Origin of the sequence: Longimicrobium sp. (genome assembly GCA_036389795.1) — a bacterium.
Classification (GTDB): domain Bacteria; phylum Gemmatimonadota; class Gemmatimonadetes; order Longimicrobiales; family Longimicrobiaceae; genus Longimicrobium.
The window spans coordinates 1-16,052 of sequence record DASVWD010000082.1; the positions used below are offsets into that span (position 1 = coordinate 1).

The 16,052-nt window shown below is 72.6% G+C and carries 16 protein-coding genes; 10 read left to right on the top strand and 6 right to left on the bottom strand.

Going from position 1 to position 16,052, the window contains the following annotated elements; all coding sequences use genetic code 11:
• Window positions 1-412: hypothetical protein (locus VF746_10715; protein ID HEX8692883.1), on the bottom strand; the 412-nt coding region annotated here is incomplete at its 3' end.
• A 409-nt stretch (window positions 413-821) separates the two neighbouring features.
• On the opposite strand from VF746_10715, the gene VF746_10720 reads away from it, so the two are divergent.
• Together VF746_10720 and VF746_10725 are read left to right on the top strand one after the other, a co-directional pair.
• Window positions 822-2,579: a DUF885 domain-containing protein gene (locus VF746_10720; GenBank protein ID HEX8692884.1), complete on the top strand. Its 1,758-nt coding sequence runs from the start codon at window positions 822-824 to the stop codon at window positions 2,577-2,579.
• Between the two features lie 375 nt (window positions 2,580-2,954).
• Window positions 2,955-3,683 carry a hypothetical protein gene (locus VF746_10725; GenBank protein ID HEX8692885.1) on the top strand — a complete coding sequence of 243 codons (729 nt, stop codon included), beginning with the start codon at window positions 2,955-2,957 and terminating at the stop codon, window positions 3,681-3,683.
• Here the strand turns inward: VF746_10725 and VF746_10730 are convergent.
• Both VF746_10730 and VF746_10735 read right to left on the bottom strand, forming a co-directional pair.
• Window positions 3,600-4,493: an Ig-like domain-containing protein gene (locus VF746_10730; protein HEX8692886.1), complete on the bottom strand. Its 894-nt coding sequence runs from the start codon at window positions 4,491-4,493 to the stop codon at window positions 3,600-3,602. The two genes, VF746_10725 and VF746_10730, sit on opposite strands and share 84 nt — an antisense overlap.
• 218 nt (window positions 4,494-4,711) lie before the next feature.
• On the bottom strand, window positions 4,712-4,990 hold the full coding sequence (locus tag VF746_10735) for a hypothetical protein (GenBank protein ID HEX8692887.1): 279 nt from the start codon (window positions 4,988-4,990) through the stop codon (window positions 4,712-4,714).
• Window positions 4,991-5,258: 268 nt separating this feature from the next.
• Here VF746_10735 and meaB point away from each other — a divergent pair, with 268 nt between their 5' ends.
• The 4 genes from meaB (at window position 5,259) to VF746_10755 (ending at window position 8,965) form a co-directional block, all read left to right on the top strand.
• Window positions 5,259-6,323, top strand: coding sequence for a methylmalonyl Co-A mutase-associated GTPase MeaB (gene meaB, locus VF746_10740; GenBank protein HEX8692888.1), 1,065 nt, complete (start codon window positions 5,259-5,261; stop codon window positions 6,321-6,323).
• A gap of 14 nt (window positions 6,324-6,337) precedes the next feature.
• Complete coding sequence (locus tag VF746_10745) at window positions 6,338-8,074, top strand: methylmalonyl-CoA mutase family protein (GenBank protein ID HEX8692889.1); 1,737 nt, start codon at window positions 6,338-6,340, stop codon at window positions 8,072-8,074.
• Between the two features lie 66 nt (window positions 8,075-8,140).
• Window positions 8,141-8,644 carry a Uma2 family endonuclease gene (locus VF746_10750; protein HEX8692890.1) on the top strand — a complete coding sequence of 168 codons (504 nt, stop codon included), beginning with the start codon at window positions 8,141-8,143 and terminating at the stop codon, window positions 8,642-8,644.
• Between the two features lie 129 nt (window positions 8,645-8,773).
• Window positions 8,774-8,965 (top strand): hypothetical protein, encoded by a 192-nt coding sequence (locus VF746_10755; protein ID HEX8692891.1) that lies wholly within the window; start codon window positions 8,774-8,776, stop codon window positions 8,963-8,965.
• A 22-nt stretch (window positions 8,966-8,987) separates the two neighbouring features.
• On the opposite strand, the gene VF746_10760 is transcribed toward VF746_10755, so the two are convergent.
• Entirely contained in the window at window positions 8,988-10,316 is a 1,329-nt protein-coding gene (locus VF746_10760; GenBank protein HEX8692892.1) for an erythromycin esterase family protein, read from the bottom strand.
• A gap of 257 nt (window positions 10,317-10,573) precedes the next feature.
• Between VF746_10760 and VF746_10765 the strand changes: the two genes are divergently transcribed.
• The 4 genes from VF746_10765 to VF746_10780 are packed head-to-tail and all read left to right on the top strand — an operon-like array spanning window position 10,574 to window position 13,719.
• Window positions 10,574-11,188, top strand: a complete 615-nt coding sequence (locus VF746_10765) for a hypothetical protein (GenBank protein ID HEX8692893.1) — start codon at window positions 10,574-10,576, stop codon at window positions 11,186-11,188.
• An 11-nt stretch (window positions 11,189-11,199) separates the two neighbouring features.
• Complete coding sequence (locus VF746_10770; GenBank protein HEX8692894.1) at window positions 11,200-11,781, top strand: GrpB family protein; 582 nt, start codon at window positions 11,200-11,202, stop codon at window positions 11,779-11,781.
• Window positions 11,774-12,202 (top strand): hypothetical protein, encoded by a 429-nt coding sequence (locus VF746_10775; protein ID HEX8692895.1) that lies wholly within the window; start codon window positions 11,774-11,776, stop codon window positions 12,200-12,202. The genes VF746_10770 and VF746_10775 overlap by 8 nt, the downstream gene beginning before the upstream one ends.
• Window positions 12,203-12,213: 11 nt before the next feature.
• Entirely contained in the window at window positions 12,214-13,719 is a 1,506-nt protein-coding gene (locus VF746_10780) for an acyl-CoA synthetase (GenBank protein HEX8692896.1), read from the top strand.
• A 351-nt stretch (window positions 13,720-14,070) separates the two neighbouring features.
• On the opposite strand, the gene VF746_10785 is transcribed toward VF746_10780, so the two are convergent.
• Window positions 14,071-14,475 carry a hypothetical protein gene (locus tag VF746_10785; GenBank protein ID HEX8692897.1) on the bottom strand — a complete coding sequence of 135 codons (405 nt, stop codon included), beginning with the start codon at window positions 14,473-14,475 and terminating at the stop codon, window positions 14,071-14,073.
• Between the two features lie 225 nt (window positions 14,476-14,700).
• Window positions 14,701-15,795 carry a hypothetical protein gene (locus tag VF746_10790; GenBank protein ID HEX8692898.1) on the bottom strand — a complete coding sequence of 365 codons (1,095 nt, stop codon included), beginning with the start codon at window positions 15,793-15,795 and terminating at the stop codon, window positions 14,701-14,703.
• Window positions 15,796-16,052: the final 257 nt, after the last annotated feature.

The window sequence follows — 16,052 nt, forward strand, 5'->3', positions numbered from 1 at the left end:
GGTCGCGCGCGGCGAGCGCCTCGCGGGCCACCCGCACGCGCTCGCCCGAGAGGCCGGGCAGCGACAGGTAGCGCTCCAGCCGCTCGCGGGTCTGCCCGGCGTTCTCGCGGTAGAAGTCCAGCCAGCGCGCCCGCTCCCGCGCGTCGGCGGCGCCGGCGGCCTCGGCGAGCCCCACCACGGCCTGGTAGCCGTCGCGGTCGATGTTGAGCACCAGGCCCAGCCCCGCCAGCTCGCGCGCGGCCAGGTCGCGGGTGAGCGCGCGGCTGTCGCTGCCGAACTTGAGCATCGCCGCCGTGCCGAGTGCCGCGATCAGGAGCAGGAACGCGACGGTGCCGCGCAGCTTCCAGGCGAAGGGCCAGTCGCGGATGGAGAGCATGCGGACGCGGTCCACGGCGGGACGTACAGGAGCCATGGGGGACTTCGGAGTGGCAGGGAAGGTTGTCGCGTGGGGAAACGCTGCCGCGTGGGGGAACGATGCGTTGCGGCGCGGACGCAAAGCTATGCTAGACAAGGCCAAAAGGCAAGGCGGCGGCCTCCGTCCGGGCTTCCGTCCGGGGCGACTGAAGTCGCAGCAACCACTGCAGGAAGCCTCCTGCGGAGGCTGCGGGGCGAGGTGCCGCGCGTGCGGGCGGGGATCGACGCGGGGGCTGTCGAATCCTGGTCGCGGTTGAAGCCTCGCGGGGTTTGCGAGGCTTTCTGCAGTTGTAGCCGCGGCTTCAGCCGCCCGCGGACGGAGGCAGGACTGTGCCCCCTCGTTGCGCTTCCTCGTGCCCGGATGTACGCTGAACCCTCGTCTCCATCCACCCCGAACCGCTCCGCCGATGAAAGCCCTCGCCGCCGTCGCGCTCCTCCTGGTCCTCCCGGCGGGCGCCGCGCTCGCGCAGCAGACGCCCTCGCAGCGGCTCGCCCAGCTCTTCGCCGACGAGTGGGAGTGGCGCCTGCGCGAGAGCCCGCAGCTGGCCACCGGCGTGGGCGACCGGCGCTACAACGACCGCCTGGCCTCCGTGGGGCTCGCCGACCAGCAGCGCCGCCTGGCCGACAACCGGCGCTGGCTGGAGCGGCTGCGCGCCATCCCGCGCGACTCGCTCGCGCCGGCCGAGCGCACCAACTACGACATCTTCGCCTTCGTCAAGCAGAGCGACATCGAAGAAGCCGAGCTGCTCGACTACCTGATCCCCATCACCAACCGCGAGGGGTTCCACACCTACTTCCCCGAGCTGGGGGACGAGGTGCCGCTGCGCACGGCCGAGGACTACCGCAACTACGTCGCCCGCCTGCGCGCCTTCCGCCGCTACGCCGCCGAGCACGCCGAGCTGATGCGCGAGGGGATGCGCCGCGGCTTCGTCCTCCCGGCGGTCTCGCTGGAGGGGATCGAGGGCACCCTCCAGCCGCACATCGTCGACGACCCCACGAAGAGCCTGCTCTGGAAGCCGTTCGCCAGCTTCCCGGCCTCCGTCCCCGAGGCCGAGCGGGCGGCGCTCGCGGCGGCCGGCCGCGAGGCGATCCAGCAGTCCGTGGTCGCCGGCTACCGCGACTTCCTCAACTTCATCACCAGCGAGTACCGCCCCGCCGCGCGGCGGACGCTGGGCGCCTCGGAGCTGCCGAACGGGCGCGCCTACTACGCCCAGCGGGTGCGCTACTACACCACGCTCGACGTCACCCCCGACCAGGTGCACGAGACCGGGCTGCGCGAGGTGGCCCGCATCCGCGCCGCCATGGACTCGGTGATGCGCGCCGCCGGCTTCCGGGGGAGCTTCCGCGAGTTCGTGCAGATGCTGCGCACCGACCCGCGCTTCTACCCGAAGACGCCCGAAGAGCTGATGGAGAAGAACGCCGTCTTCCTCAAGCGGATGGACGGCGAGCTGCCGAAGCTCTTCGGGCGGATGCCGCGGATGCCGTACGGGATCCGGCCGATCCCCGACTACATCGCCCCGCGCACGACCACCGCGTACTACAGCCAGCCCGCGGGCGACGGGACGCGCGCCGGCTTCTACTGGATCAACCTGTACGACCTGAAGAGCCGGCCGCTGTACGAGATCGAGGCGCTGGCGAGCCACGAGGCCGTCCCCGGCCACCACCTGCAGCTCGCCATCCAGCAGGAGCTGGAGGGAGTGCCCAACTTCCGGCGCTACGGCGGGGTGACGGCGTTCGTGGAGGGGTGGGCGCTCTACGCCGAGAGCCTGGGGAAGGAGCTGGGCTTCTACACCGACCCGTACAGCGAATTCGGGCGCCTCTCCTACGAGATGTGGCGCGCCTGCCGCCTGGTGGTGGACACCGGCATCCACTCGAAAGGGTGGACGCGGCAGCAGGCCATCGACTACATGGCCGAGAACAGCGCGCTCACGCTGGTGAACATCACCAACGAGGTGGACCGCTACATCGCCTGGCCGGGGCAGGCGCTGGCCTACAAGACGGGGCAGATGAAGATCCGCGCGCTGCGCACCGAGGCCGAAGCGGCGCTGGGCCCGAAGTTCGACGTGCGCCGCTTCCACGACGTGGTGCTGGGCAGCGGCTCCGTCCCGCTCACGGTGCTGGAGACCAACGTCCGCGAGTGGATCGCCGCCGAGCGGGCGCGGTGATCGGGCGGGAGCTGCTTCGAACCGCGGATTCGGGCATGTCCCCCTGAAGGGGGCCGGGCTGCGCGCGCCGTAGGCCTGCAAACAACGCAGGCCAACGGCGCCGGGCCCGCGTCGGCCGAAACTGCCCGGCCGCCACGGTCCCGGCCCTCCGGGCGCGCATCCCTCATGCGGGACTTCGTCCCGTGAGACCACGCCGTCATTCTGAGGCCCGAGCACACGGGACCGGCCTCGGCACGAACGACCGCAGGGCCGAAGAATCTTCTCACCTCGCCACGTGGGCCGGGCGCGGCAGCGGCACGGATGCCCGCTCGCCCCATCCACCATTGTTCATCCCGGGTCCGGTATGACACCTCCGACCCCTTCCCCCACCCGCTGATGCGCATCCGGACCGTCTCCCCGCTCCCCGTCCTGCTCGCCGCGCTCCTCGCGGCCGCCTGCGCCCCCGCGGCCCCGGCCGGACCCGCGCCCGCACGCGGCGCGAACGTGCTCCAGGCGCTCTTCGACTCCGCGATCACCGTCGCCGCGGTGTACCGGCCCGAGCACGTGCTCCCGCTCAGGCCCGCGCTCGCCGGCGCGGACGGCCGGGTGCGCGTGGCCACGTACACCAGCTGGAGCGGCTACCGGCCCGACAGCACGCTCACGCTCGCCCGCGACGTGTGGGTGACGGTGGTCCCCGAGGTGCGCGACTCCTGCCGCACCTTCCGCGAAGACGTCACGCTGCGGCTGGAGCAGCTCCTGGGGCTCCCGCCCGGCGCGGGGTACGACCGCGTCGCCGAGCTGAGCGTGCGCGTGGAAGACCTCTTCCGCCCCGCCGCCGACCCCGCCGTCGGCACCACGCGGCCGTGCCCGGACAGCGTCAGCGGCGGCTGCGGCACGAGCTTCCCGCCCGGCGTCGCCCCCGGGCACGTGCGCTGGATCGCCGACGCCACGCTGAACCTGTGGCGCATCCCCCAGGGCTACCCCTGGACGCGGCTCGGCTACACGTACAACTGGCACCCCGGCTCCCCCCGCTACGGCGCCTCAGAGTACGTCGTCCGCACCGGCTCCACCGTGCGCGTCCTCTCCGTGGCAGCTACCGCGGAGTACTGCCGGTCCGGAGGCTGAGCGGCCCCGGTGCCGGGCCTCGCCCAGGGAGCAAACCTGGCCCTGCAGCCTCGCGTGGTTTGCGAGGCTTCCTGCCGTTGTAGCCGCGGCTTCAGCCGCCCCGGCTGCCGGGGGCGCGGCGCGGGCGCTGAAGGAGACCGGGGCGAGCGACGCCGACGCCGCCTCGGCGAGCTGGGCGGCGTCCACCTGCGGGCCCAGCGTCCAGAGCGCCTTCGCGATCCCCTCCGCGTCGGTCTCCGCGGCGGCCGGGCTCACGCGGCCGCCCCCGCTCTTCACCGTCCAGGCGACGCTCGCCCCGGGGACCGGGTTCCCGAACCGGTCCACCACCCGCACCACCAGCGAGTCCACCGCCGCGCCCGGGCTCCCCTCCCGCACGCTGCTCCCCACCACGGCCAGCGCCGCCGCGGGCCCGGGGCGGGCGGTGGCCCGCGCGGTGGCGCTCGCCTGCGGCTTGCCGGTGAAGTAGTCCACGGCGCTCACCTCCACGCGCTGGCTGTCGGCCGTCGAGGTGCCGAGCGTCCAGCGCGCCTCCGCCAGCCCGTCGGAGTTGGTGAGCACCGTCCCGGACGTGATGGTGCCGCCGCCGGAGACCACGGTGAAGGTGATCGCCTGGCCGTAGATCGGCCCGTGCCGGTCGTACGGGCGCACCACCAGCGGCTGCGGGAGCGAGGCGCCGGCCTCGCCCGACTGCGCATCGCCCGAGACGATCTCCAGCCGCGTCGCCACCCGCGTGGGCGGGACCTGCGCGTCGCACGCGCCCAGCAGGAGGGCCGCGAAGAGGGAAAGGAGGGTCGTGGTCCTGCGCGTCATCGAGGGTCCTTCGATCGTGCGGTGTCACGCCGATCAACGTTTGTTTCGGGGCGCCCAAGCTATCACCGCAAATCCGCCGCCGCACCCTGGCCCGGCATCTCGCCGGCGAGGGGCGGAAGAAGGTCGACGGGCGGTGGACGAGCCTGCGCTCCTCCACCGCCCGTCGACCACGCCGCGCCCTCCCGGCCGCGCCGGCGGTCTATACCGGCCGCGGCACGTCAGCAGGTCCCGTTCGCGGTACATCCGACCTCGCAGCTCGCGCAGCCGGTCTGGTCGGTCGGGTCGGCGCACGCGATCTCGTTGCTGACGCAGTCGCACGAGTACTCGCACGTCATCTCGTCATCCGTCATGCTGAAGTCCACGCAGTTGTCCCCGCAGCCGAAGGGCCCTCCCGACGTGTCCCAGAGTCCCCGCACCGTGCCGCGCTCCGCCGCATCGCTTTCGACCTCGAATGTCTCCACCCGCAGGTCGTCCAGCTTCAGCTCCAGCTTTTTCATCTTCGCGCTCCTGGTATGAGAGGGCTGCACGGGCGTGCGAGCCTGCCCGAGACCATCCCGGGTGTTCGGAAATCCACGCCGGGCCGGACCGTCCCCGAACTGAGCAAATGTGTATCATGTCCTCTTCCGCGGTCCCGAAACGTGCGTTCCTGGGGCGGGCCGGGTCAAGTGTCCTTCCCGCGAGCTTCCGTGGTTCCAGTCGCGGCGCCGCGGCTCAAACCTGCCTCCGCGCTTGACATCCCCAGCCGCGGCGCGGCAGTTTGACCCGATGACGAGCACGGAGACCTCGCGGGAGCAGGAACTGCTCGACCGCTTCCGCGCGGGCCAGCGCACGGCGCTCGCCCGCGCCATCAGCATGGTGGAGGACGGCCGCCCCGGCTTCGAGCGCCTCCTCCACGACCTGCACCCCGACATGGGGCGCGCCCACCGCATCGGCATCACCGGGCCGCCCGGGGCGGGGAAGTCGACGCTCGCGTCGAAGCTGGCGCTGGAGTACCGCACGGCGGGCGAGAAGGTGGGGATCGTGGCCGTCGACCCCACCTCGCCGTTCACCGGCGGGGCGCTGCTCGGCGACCGCATCCGGATGAACAACATCTCCACCGATCCCGGCGTCTTCATCCGCTCCATGGCCACCCGCGGCGCCCTCGGCGGCCTGGCGACCACGACGAAGGAGGTGGCCGACCTGCTGGACGCCTACGGCTTCGAGCGGGTGGTGCTGGAGACGGTGGGCGTGGGCCAGTCGGAGCTGGAGATCGCGGGGACGGCCGACACCACCGTGGTCGTCCTGGTCCCCGAGTCGGGCGACTCGATCCAGGCCATGAAGGCGGGGCTGATGGAGATCGCCGACGTCTTCGTGGTCAACAAGGCCGACCGCCCCGGCGCCGACCGCCTGGCGCAGGAGCTGGAGGTGATGCTGCACATGCGCCTGGGCGACATGCCCCAGGCCGCCGGGCACCACGGCGTGAGCCTGCGCACCGTCGGCAAGGCGGCGCGGGAAGGAGCACGTCAGGCAGCGCTGGAGTCCGGCTCCTGGGCGGTCCCCGTGCTGCGCACGGTGTCGCAGAGCGGAGAAGGGGTCGAGGAGCTGTCCCGAACGCTGGACCGGCACCGGGTGTACTTGACCGACTCCGGCGAGCTCAGCCGCCGGCGCCGCGCGCGCCTGGCCGAGCGGGTGCGCGCCGTGGTGGAGCGCCGGTTGCAGCGGCTGGCGTGGCGCTCGGGGCGCGGCGGGGAGATCCTCGACGAGAGCCTCCCCGCGCTGGAGGCCGGCGAGGCGTCGCCGTACGAAGTGGCCGAGCGGATCGTGAGCGAGCTGGGGATCCCACCCCGTTGAACGAGATTTCGAAGATGAGCGTCGTCGAGAGGAACGTCCCCCCCGCGGACCTGCTGGAGCGGATCCGCGAGAAGGAGAAGGAGCTGGAGGCGCTGAAGGCCGGCCTCGCCGCCTGGGACGGCGCCTACGAGCGCACGCCGAAGCGCGAGGCGAACTTCACCTCCGTCTCCGGCGCGGCCGTGGAGCCGCTGTACACGCCGCTCGACCGCCCCGCCCCCGCGCCCGAGGAGGCGGCGTACTACAACGAGCGGCTGGGCTTCCCCGGCGAGTTCCCCTTCACGCGCGGGCCGTACGGCACCATGTACCGCACCCGGCTCTGGACCATGCGCCAGTTCGCCGGGTTCGGCACCAGCGAGGAGACCAACGCGCGCTACCACTTCCTGCTGGAGCGCGGGCAGACCGGCCTCTCGGTGGCGTTCGACTTCCCCACGCTGATGGGCTACGACTCCGACCACCCGCGCAGCCTGGGCGAGGTGGGCAAGTGCGGCGTGGCCATCAGCTCGCTCGACGATATGGAGACGCTGTTCCGCGGCATCCCGCTGGACCAGGTCTCGGTGTCGATGACCATCAACGGCCCGGCCATCATCCTCTTCGCCTTCTACATGGTGGCGGCCGAGAAGCAGGGCGTGCCCTTCCACGAGCTGCGCGGCACCGTCCAGAACGACATCCTTAAGGAGTACCAGGCGCAGCACGCGTGGGTGTACCCGCCCGAGCCGGCGCTGCGCCTGGTGATCGACATGTTCGAGTGGTGCTCGAAGAACGCGCCCAAGTACAACCCGATCTCCATCTCCGGCTACCACATCCGCGAGGCGGGCGCCACGGCCGCGCAGGAGCTGGCGTACACGCTGCGCAACGGCTTCGAGTACGTGGAGCGCGGCATCGCGCGCGGGCTGGACGTGGACGACTTCGCGCCGCGGCTCTCCTTCTTCTGGGACGTCCACAACGACTTCTTCGAGGAGATCGCCAAGTTCCGCGCCGCGCGCCGCATCTGGGCCCGCACGCTGCGCGACAGGTACGGCGCGAAGAACCCCGAGAGCTGGCGGCTGCGCACGCACGCGCAGACGGCGGGGGTGACGCTCACGGCGCAGCAGCCGGAGAACAACATCGTGCGCGTGGCCTACCAGGCGCTGGCGGCGGTGCTGGGCGGCACACAGAGCCTGCACACCAACTCGATGGACGAGACGCTGGCGCTGCCCACCGAGAAGGCGGTGCAGATCGCGCTGCGCACGCAGCAGGTGCTGGCGTACGAGACGGGCGTGCCCAACACCATCGACCCGCTGGCGGGCTCGTACTACGTCGAGGCTTTGACCGACCGGCTGGAGGCCGAGGCCGAGCGGATCTTCGCCGAGGTGGACCGGCTGGGCGGCGTGGTGCCGGGGATCGAGCTGGGCTACTTCCAGCGCGAGATCGCGCGCTCGGCAATGCGCCAGCAGCTGGAGATCGAGGGCGGCGAGCGGGTGATCGTGGGCGTCAACGAGTTCACCGTCGAGGGCGAGAGCCTGGAGATCCCGCTGCTCAAGGTGACCGACGAGAGCGAGCGCCGCCAGCGCGAGCGGATGGCCGCCATGCGCGCCCGCCGCGACCAGGCGGAGGTGGACCGCACGCTGGCGCGCCTGAAGGACGCCGCGCGCTCGGGCGAGAACGTGGTGGACCCGCTGCTGGACGCCGTGCGCGCCTACGCCACGCTCTACGAGATCCGCCACGCGATGGAAGAGGTCTTCGGCGCCTACCAGGAGCCGGTGTTCTTCTGAGGTTGGAAAATGGCTCCGTCCGCAGCGCAGGAGGACAGGCTCGTCACGGCGGGCGAGCTGCTGCGGATGCCCGACGCCCCCGTGCGTCGGGAGCTTGTCCGGGGGCGCTTGAGGGAGCTCCCGCTCCGGGGCGCACGTGCGGGAATGGTCGCGGCGCGGGTCGGGATGTGGCTGGGTGGGTATGTGCGTGCGAACGGCGCCGGGACGGCGTACTCCTCCACGGGTTTCCAGATCGCCTTTGATCCCGACACGGTTCTGGCTCCGCCGATTGCATTCGTCCGCAATGGAAGGTGGGAGGACGACCGGGACCCGGATGGCTTCGGGCCCGGCGCTCCTGATCTCGCAGTTGAGATCGTCTCGCTGGGTGACACGGACGCCGAGCTGGAATCGAAGGCGTTCGCCTGGCTCTCCGCCGGGTGCCGGATGGTCGTGGTGGTGAACCCGGAGCGGCGAGCCGCCACCGTCTACCGTCCCCCCAACGACGTCCTCCATCTCACTGAGAACGGCGTGCTCGATGGCGGCGATGTGGTCCCCGGCTGGAAGCTGCCCCTGCGCGAGCTGTTCGACTGATCAGAATCCTGAGATAGATCTGAGGCCGGAGCTAACGAAGCTTCGGCCTTTGCTGTTGAGGATAGTCGAACATCTTGAACCGAAATGCCGCTCCGGCTACAGTCAAACTCCCTCTTTCAGGAGAGCAGGATGCCCAGGAAAGCCCATTCGATCTCCCGCGTGCAGACGGAAGACCTGGAACAGGATGAGCGGGCACGCCCCAGCGGTCCCGAAAGCGGGCTCGCCAGTGTTGCCGGAGGGTGGGAGGACTCGAAGGAATTGGTCGACATTCTCGACTCTTCCAGCCGGACCGGCTCGCGCCAGGCTGAAGGGCTCGACTAACGCGGCCCTCCAGCCGCGGCGCTCAGCGCGAGGCGGTGGTGCTGGGGATCATCTCGCGGGTGAACACCATGCCGTCCAGCACGCGGGTCCAGTCGCCGCGCAGGTCGCCGTAGCCGAACGCGCGCGTGGACACGTTGCGCAGCCACTCGCCGCCGGCGGGCGGGGCGCGGAAGTCGACGAACGCGTTGGCGAGGCCGGCCTCGGTGAAGTATGCCTCCAGCGATCCCGGCGTCACGGGCGGGATCGCCTGCGGCGCGGCGCCGGCGGGCCCGAAGCTCCCCGTGGCCGCGGTGAAGCCGATGGCGTACATCTGCGAGCCCAGCACCCGGTGCACCTCGTCGCCCATGTGCACCGTCCAGCCGGTCGCGAAGGGCTGGAAGCCATTGCCCAGGGCGAGCCCTGTCACCTCGCGCGCGACGTGCGCGCTGGCGGCCCACACGATGATCTTGCGCCCCGGGTAGTACACGTCGGCCAGCCACAACAGGTTGCGCGCCATCTGCGTGTCGCGCACGTTGCTGTCCTGGGCCCGGAACTGCCCCGGCGGCGCCGCCCACATCATGCTCGCGTACGAGGCGAGGCTCTCCAGCGCCTGCGTCCAGAAGAGCGCCTCGCGGTCGCCCGCCGCGCGCGCCGAGGCGTCGGCCCGCAGCGCGCCCAGCAGGCGGAGGAGGCGCGCCTGGTCGGCGGCCGGCGGCTTGAAGTCGAAGTGCTGCGTGACCGCCAGCTCGGTGAGCGTGGCGGCGGCGGCCGGCCACTCGGGGTCGTCGGCCACGGCCGAGCCGATCCGCCGCGCGAACGCCTGCACGTGCGCCGCCACCGAGTCGCGGGCCAGGCTCCCGGTGGTCTGGTTGTCGAAGCCTGCCAGCTCCAGCGGCCGCGCCGTGCCCAGGGTGCTCGCCACGTAGTCGAAGGTGGGGAGCACCTGCTCGCTCCGGTTCCACACCCCGAAGATCCCGCGCCGCGCGGCCGACAGCACGTCCTCGCCCGCCAGCACGTGCCTCCACACCTGGTGCACGTCGTACAGCCCGCTCTCCCAGGCCAGCACGTCGAAGCCCATCTCCTGGTGCAGGAAGGCGATCAGGCGGGCCTTGGCCAGGAAGGTGGTGCCGTCGCCGTGCGACTGCTCGCCCAGCATCACCACGCGCGCTGAGCCGATGGCGGCCTTCAGCGGCTGCAGGTCGCGGAAGTCGCGGTCGGCCGCCGAGAGCGACGAGATCGGGTGCGCGTTCGCCGCCAGCCACTCGGCGGGCGTCTGCGGCGGCGGCGGCGGGGGAGGAGGGGTGGACGGGGAGTCGCAGGCGGCCAGGAGGAGGAGAAGCGCTCCTCCCGCGAGGCGGTGCAGCACGGCCATCGGCACTCTCTCGGGGTTGCGGGGGGGAAGATCGGCGGACTCGTGGCGGAGAGACGGGACCGGGGTGCACCGGCGGCCCACGACGGGAGAACGCGCGCGGGGGCCGGACACGGACACCCGTTTTTATACACGCGGAGGGGCGCTCGCGCCAGCGCTTCCCTTCCGCGTCCGGCGCGGAGTAGATTTGCGGTCGCGGGCGCCGGCGGTCCGGTCGCGGGACCGCGCGCCGTCCCTCCTCCTCTCCCGGAGTGCTCCCGATGTACGCGCTGCGCCTCCGCCGGCTTCTCCCGGTCGCCACGACGGCCGCCCTGACGCTCGCCGGGCGCGCCGCCGCCCAGCCGGCGCGGACGGTCGCGCTGCCGGACCTCGGCGGTCTCCGGTCCATCGTCATCATCGACGAGTGGAACGGGCTCTCGCCGCTGGCGCCGGTCCGGGCGGCGTACGGGATCGACCGGCAGGACGAGACGTTCTTCTTCGCGGGATCGGGGAACCTCTCGGTGGCGGGAGCCAGTACCGGGGCGCGCCAGCGCTACGTGATGGTGGCGCTCCCCGACAGCGTGACGCGGCGCTTCCTCGCCGCGCTCGCGGCCGTCCCCGTGGCGGAGCGCGCGTACCAGCCGGTGCTCACGCGCACCGACGACTACCCGTCGCTCACCATCCGGCTGGAGTTCGTGGAAGGCACGGTCGAGTTCTCCTCCACCTCGCAGGGCGAGGGGATGCGCCCCTGGCGGGTGAGGCTGCAGGGACCGGACTCCGCGCGGGAGCTGGTGAGCGACTCCGACGCCCCTTGGCGGGCGCTCCGCGCGCTGCACCCGTTCCTCAAGCGCGACGTGCTGGAGGCGCTCAAGCGGCAGCCCGCGGGCGCGCCCTGAGGATGGCGGGCGTGGAAGACCTTTCCCCGCTGGGGCTGGCGCGCGGGACGGTGCGGCTGGCCCCGTACGACCCCGCCTGGCGCGACCTGTTCGCCGCCGAGGCGGCGCGCCTGCGCGCGGCGCTGGGCGGCCGGGTGCTGGTCATCGAGCACGTCGGCAGCACGTCCATCCCGGGGATGGACGCCAAGCCGATCCTGGACATGATGGCCGCGGTCCCGACCCTGGCCGAGGCGGACCGGCTGGTGCCCCTGGTGGAGGCGCTCGGGTACGAGCTGCGGCCCGACCCGGAGATCCCCGAGCGGCGCTTCTTCGTGCGCGGGCGGACCACCCGGCGCACGCACCACTTCTCGCTGGCCGAGCCGGCTTCCCGCTACTGGCGCGACACGCTCCTCTTCCGCGACTGGCTGCGCGCGCACCCGGAAGCGGCGGAGGAGTACCGCGCGCTCAAGCACGCCCTCGCCGCCCGCCACGCGACCGACCGCGAGAAGTACACGAACGGCAAGGAGGCCTTCGTGCACGCGGTGCTCGCGCGCGCCCGCGCCGAGCACGCCGCGCGGCCGTCTTCGTCCAGCGACTCCGGCGACCATGCGTGACATCTCCCTCCCGCGGGCCTCCCTCGTCCCGCGATCCTCGCTCCCCGCGACGCGGCTCGCCCGGCTGCTGCTCGCGGCGCTGCTGGCGGGCTCCGCGCCGGCGTGCATGAGCTGGCGGGTCCGCTCGACGCCCCGGCCGGACGCCGGCGCCCGGCGCTACTTCGAGCTCGCGCGCGTGACCGCGGAGAGCGGCGACATGATGGTCCTGCACGAGGTGCAGGTGACGCAGGACAGCGTCTTCGGCTGGCGGAGGCGGGAGGTGGGCGGCGGGCTCGACGAGGTCCGGCTGGCGCGCTCGCAGGTCAGGGTATTCGAGGCGCGGCGGTTCAACGCCGCCGGCACCGTCGCGGTGATGGCCGTGGGGGTCGCCGGCCTTCTCGCCGGCCTCTTCTACCTTTCCCTCGCCACCGAACACACGTAGCCCTCGCCCGCATGTCCGCACCCCCCGACCTCCCCCTCGTCGCCCGCGCGCGGCGGCACGCGGACCGCGCGGCGGTCGCCGCGGCGGAGGGCGCGTTCACCTACGCGGAGCTGCTGGACGCCTCGGCGCGCGTGGCCGCCGCGCTCCTGGACGGCGCGGCGGACCTGGGCGAGGCGCGGGTGGCGTTCCTGGCGCCGCCCGGCTGGCACTACGTGGCCGCGCAGTGGGGCGCCTGGCGCGCCGGGGGGATCGCCGTCCCCCTCGCCGTCTCGCATCCCCCCGCCGAGCTGCAGTACGTGATCCGGGACGCGGACGCGGCGGTCGTCGTCGCCCACCCGGACTTCGCGGACGTGCTGCGCCCGATCGCCGGGCGCGAGGGGCGGCGCTTCCTGCTGACCGCCGACGCGCTGGCGGCGGCGCCGGGGCCGCTCCCGCCGGTCGCGGAGGGGCGGCGGGCGGCGATGGTCTACACCAGCGGCACCACGGGTAAGCCCAAGGGCGTGGTCACCACCCACGCCAACCTGCGCGCGCAGGTGGAATCGCTCGTGGAGGCGTGGGAGTGGAGCGCCGACGACCGCACGCTGCTGGTGCTCCCGCTGCACCACGTGCACGGCATCGTCAACGTGCTCACCTGCGCGCTCTGGTCCGGCGCCGTCTGCGAGATGCTCCCGGTGTTCGACGCGGACGAGGCGTGGCGGCGCATCGAGTCGGGGCGGCTCACGCTGTTCATGGCCGTCCCCACCGTCTACCGCCGCCTGGTCGCCGCGTGGGAGGCGGCCCCGCCCGGGCGGCGGGCGCGCATGTCGGAAGGGTGCCGGCGGATGCGGCTGATGGTCTCCGGCTCGGCCGCGCTCCCCGCGCAGACGCTGGAGCGCTGGCGCGAGATCAGCGGCCATGTGCTGCTGGAGCGCTACGGGATGACGGAGATCGGGATGGCGCTCTCCAACCCGCTCCACGGCGAGCGGCGGCCGGGGTACGTGGGGCTGCCGCTCCCCGGCGTGGAGGTGCGGCTGGTGGACGAGGCGGGGCGCGAGGTGCCGCCCGGGACGCCGGGGGAGGTGGAGGTGCGCGGGCCCACCGTCTTCTTGGAGTACTGGCGCCGCCCCGACGCCACCGCGGCCGCCTTCCGCGAGGGCGGCTGGTTCCGCACCGGCGACGTGGGCGTGGTGGAGGACGGCTACTACCGGCTGCTGGGCCGCAGCAGCGTCGACATCATCAAGACCGGCGGCTACAAGGTGTCGGCGCTGGAGATCGAGGAAGTGCTGCGCGCGCACCCGGCCGTCGCCGAGTGCGCCGTGGTGGGCGTGGAGGACGCCGACTGGGGCGAGCGCGTCTCCGCCGCCGTCGAGCTGAAGGACGGCGCCGCGCTCACTCTGGACGAGCTGCAGGCGTGGGCCCGTGAGCGCCTGGCTCCCTACAAGCTCCCGCGCGCCCTGCGCGCCGTCGCCGCGCTCCCGCGCAACGCCATGGGCAAGGTCACCAAGCCCGACGTGGCGAAGCTGTTCCGCGGCTCCTGATTCGAAATCCGGAAAAACGTCAGGCCTCACGCAGAGCAGCAGAGTCAGCAGAGGAACACCTCCGCCGACTCTGCTGACTCCGTGTGATACCGCTGACCAGGATTGTTCGTGCAATTAATAGACTAGACTGTCATTCTGAGGGAGCCGCTGCGCCGAACCTTCCAAACGCGATAAAGCCGGGCGGCGACCGAAGAATCTACTCACCGCGGCACGTGGGTAGTCGCGATGGACGGACCTCGCTCGCAGGCGAAGTAGATTCTTCGGTCGCGCCCGGGCCTGGTCGCGGAGGCAAGGCCGGTGCGGGCGCTCCCTCGGAATGACATCTCTGTACGACTCTGGATCTGGTACGATCTACCGCTGCTTCAGGGTGGAGACGTAGATCACGCCGTTGCCGTGGTCGAGCCCCCAGCGCCCGGCGGCTGTGAGCCCGTCGTAGAAGCGGATGGAAGAGATCTCCGCGGTGGAGATCGCGCGCAGGGTCTCCACGCCGCCGATCCGCACGTCGTCGCGGTAGACCTGCACCTGCCCCGGGTTGTTGAAGCTGTCCGATCCCCGGATGCGCAGCCAGTTCGAGCGAAGCGCCTGCACCAGCTCGTACGCGTTCACGTAAGGCGCCCGCCGGATCTCCTCCTGCGTGATCAGGTCGGCCCGGCTGCGCCCCTCCGGCACGCTGTCGGGCGGCGTGCCCCCGCCGCCGCACCCCACCGTGGGCAGGGAGCCCAGGATCACCAGACCGATGAGGACGGCCCTGCGCATGTGCACCTCCTCGCGGCACGTGAGCTTCCCGATCACTTCCAGCGGCGCGACACCCGGAGACACCGGCTGCGTCCCCTCCGGACGCGCGTGGGGAGTCGACCTGTACGTTGAGCGAGACGGTGCCCGCAGGCAAGGATGACGGACGGTGCGGACGCCACGATGCCCGCCCGGCGAATGATCGCGCGGGCGGGCATCGCGTCCGGACTCACCTGTGGGCGCGCGGGGTCAGGCGTTCAGCACCCAGCGGTAGCCGATCCGGTACTTCCCGCCGTGGCCCACGATGTCGTTGGTGCGCTCCTTCGGGCCCACGGGGCCGCCGAACTGGTTCTCGCTCTGCAGCGTCAGCCGGATCCCGTACGGCGGGAACTCGTCCTCGTCGATCACGTCGGAGATGAAGCCCCCGATGGCCTGCATCACCGCGGCCACCGTCCCTCCCACGGCGGGCGAGGCGAGGGCGCTCAGGATGGTGCTGGCCAGGAGGGAGAGCGTGGCGGTGAGCTGCTGCGCCACCTCGCGGTCGTCGCTGTCCGACTCCACCAGCTTGAAGATGGCGTAGAGCGACTTGGGGTAGCCGGCGGTGGTGCGCAGGCTGTACTGGCCCAGGAACAGCTCGCCCGCGTCGTAGTAGTCGCCCGTGTCGAACTCGCCGCAGACGATCGAGTTGATCGCCTTGACGTTGCCGCTGGCGCCCACCAGCACGCCGCCCAGGATCATCTCGTCGGCGCCGCCGCCCGAGGTCTCGCGGACGCAGTGGAGCGCGCGCAGGATCAGGTGCGCCCGCGTGAACTTCGCGCCCCGGGGGACCGCGTCGCCCGCGTCGGCGCCGCCGGGCCCGCGCCGGGGCCTGACGACGAGCTTCGCGACCTCCGGGTCCAGCTCGGGCCGGCGCAGGTCCACCTTCGCGAAGGGGCCCAGGATGCGCTCCAGCCGCTTCGGCTCGCGCAGCGCCCGCTCCAGGCGCGGCTGCACGCGGGCGAACACCGCCGGGTCGAGCTCCGCCGCCAGCCGCGCGGCCACGGCGTCGGGCGCCTGCGCGCCGGCGGCCACGGGGAAGCCGCGGGGGTCGGCCCGGTGCAGCAGCCCCTTCAGCATCAGCGCGCTGGCGGCGGCGGCCAACCGGCGCCCCTCCTCGCGCTCGGCGCGCGGCAGCTCGTCGAGGGTGAAGCCCGCGGCCGGGGTGGCGTCGAGCTCCCGGGCCTCCCGGGCGTCCATCTTCCTGCGCGTGATCCGCCGGACGGCGGGGTCGTCGCCGCGCGCCTGCGCCTCGGACACGATGCCGGCTTCGGCGGGCAGCACGATCAGGTCTTCGCGAATGGCCATGGCGGGCTCCTTGTAGAGGTACGGAGGAACGAAGAGAAGGGTGGGGCGGCCTCGCTCCCGCCCTTCTCTCCTGGATGCGCAGCCGCGCGCCGGAACCGGACATCGGCTTCCGACGACCCGTTCCGGCCGGCCCCTTGCCCCCTGCCCGGCCCCGCGGCCATCTTTTCCCGGGCAGTCCCTCCCGCCGCCCCTTCCGCCCGCGGCACCCCGGTCCATCCCCGCGCGAGCTCCCCGCCGCCGCCGTTCACCCAGTCCCC

What these genes read in the sequence shown, in the direction of transcription:
- VF746_10720 (HEX8692884.1), top strand. Translation starts at nt 822, where the DNA reads ATGAAAGCCCTCGCCGCCGTCGCGCTCCTCCTGGTCCTCCCGGCGGGC.
- VF746_10725 (HEX8692885.1), top strand. Translation starts at nt 2,955, where the DNA reads ATGCGCATCCGGACCGTCTCCCCGCTCCCCGTCCTGCTCGCCGCGCTC.
- VF746_10730 (HEX8692886.1), bottom strand. Translation starts at nt 4,493, where the DNA reads ATGACGCGCAGGACCACGACCCTCCTTTCCCTCTTCGCGGCCCTCCTG.
- VF746_10735 (HEX8692887.1), bottom strand. Translation starts at nt 4,990, where the DNA reads ATGAAAAAGCTGGAGCTGAAGCTGGACGACCTGCGGGTGGAGACATTC.
- meaB (HEX8692888.1), top strand. Translation starts at nt 5,259, where the DNA reads ATGACGAGCACGGAGACCTCGCGGGAGCAGGAACTGCTCGACCGCTTC.
- VF746_10745 (HEX8692889.1), top strand. Translation starts at nt 6,338, where the DNA reads ATGAGCGTCGTCGAGAGGAACGTCCCCCCCGCGGACCTGCTGGAGCGG.
- VF746_10750 (HEX8692890.1), top strand. Translation starts at nt 8,141, where the DNA reads ATGCCCGACGCCCCCGTGCGTCGGGAGCTTGTCCGGGGGCGCTTGAGG.
- VF746_10755 (HEX8692891.1), top strand. Translation starts at nt 8,774, where the DNA reads ATGCCCAGGAAAGCCCATTCGATCTCCCGCGTGCAGACGGAAGACCTG.
- VF746_10760 (HEX8692892.1), bottom strand. Translation starts at nt 10,316, where the DNA reads ATGGCCGTGCTGCACCGCCTCGCGGGAGGAGCGCTTCTCCTCCTCCTG.
- VF746_10765 (HEX8692893.1), top strand. Translation starts at nt 10,574, where the DNA reads ATGTACGCGCTGCGCCTCCGCCGGCTTCTCCCGGTCGCCACGACGGCC.
- VF746_10775 (HEX8692895.1), top strand. Translation starts at nt 11,774, where the DNA reads ATGCGTGACATCTCCCTCCCGCGGGCCTCCCTCGTCCCGCGATCCTCG.
- VF746_10780 (HEX8692896.1), top strand. Translation starts at nt 12,214, where the DNA reads ATGTCCGCACCCCCCGACCTCCCCCTCGTCGCCCGCGCGCGGCGGCAC.
- VF746_10785 (HEX8692897.1), bottom strand. Translation starts at nt 14,475, where the DNA reads ATGCGCAGGGCCGTCCTCATCGGTCTGGTGATCCTGGGCTCCCTGCCC.
- VF746_10790 (HEX8692898.1), bottom strand. Translation starts at nt 15,795, where the DNA reads ATGGCCATTCGCGAAGACCTGATCGTGCTGCCCGCCGAAGCCGGCATC.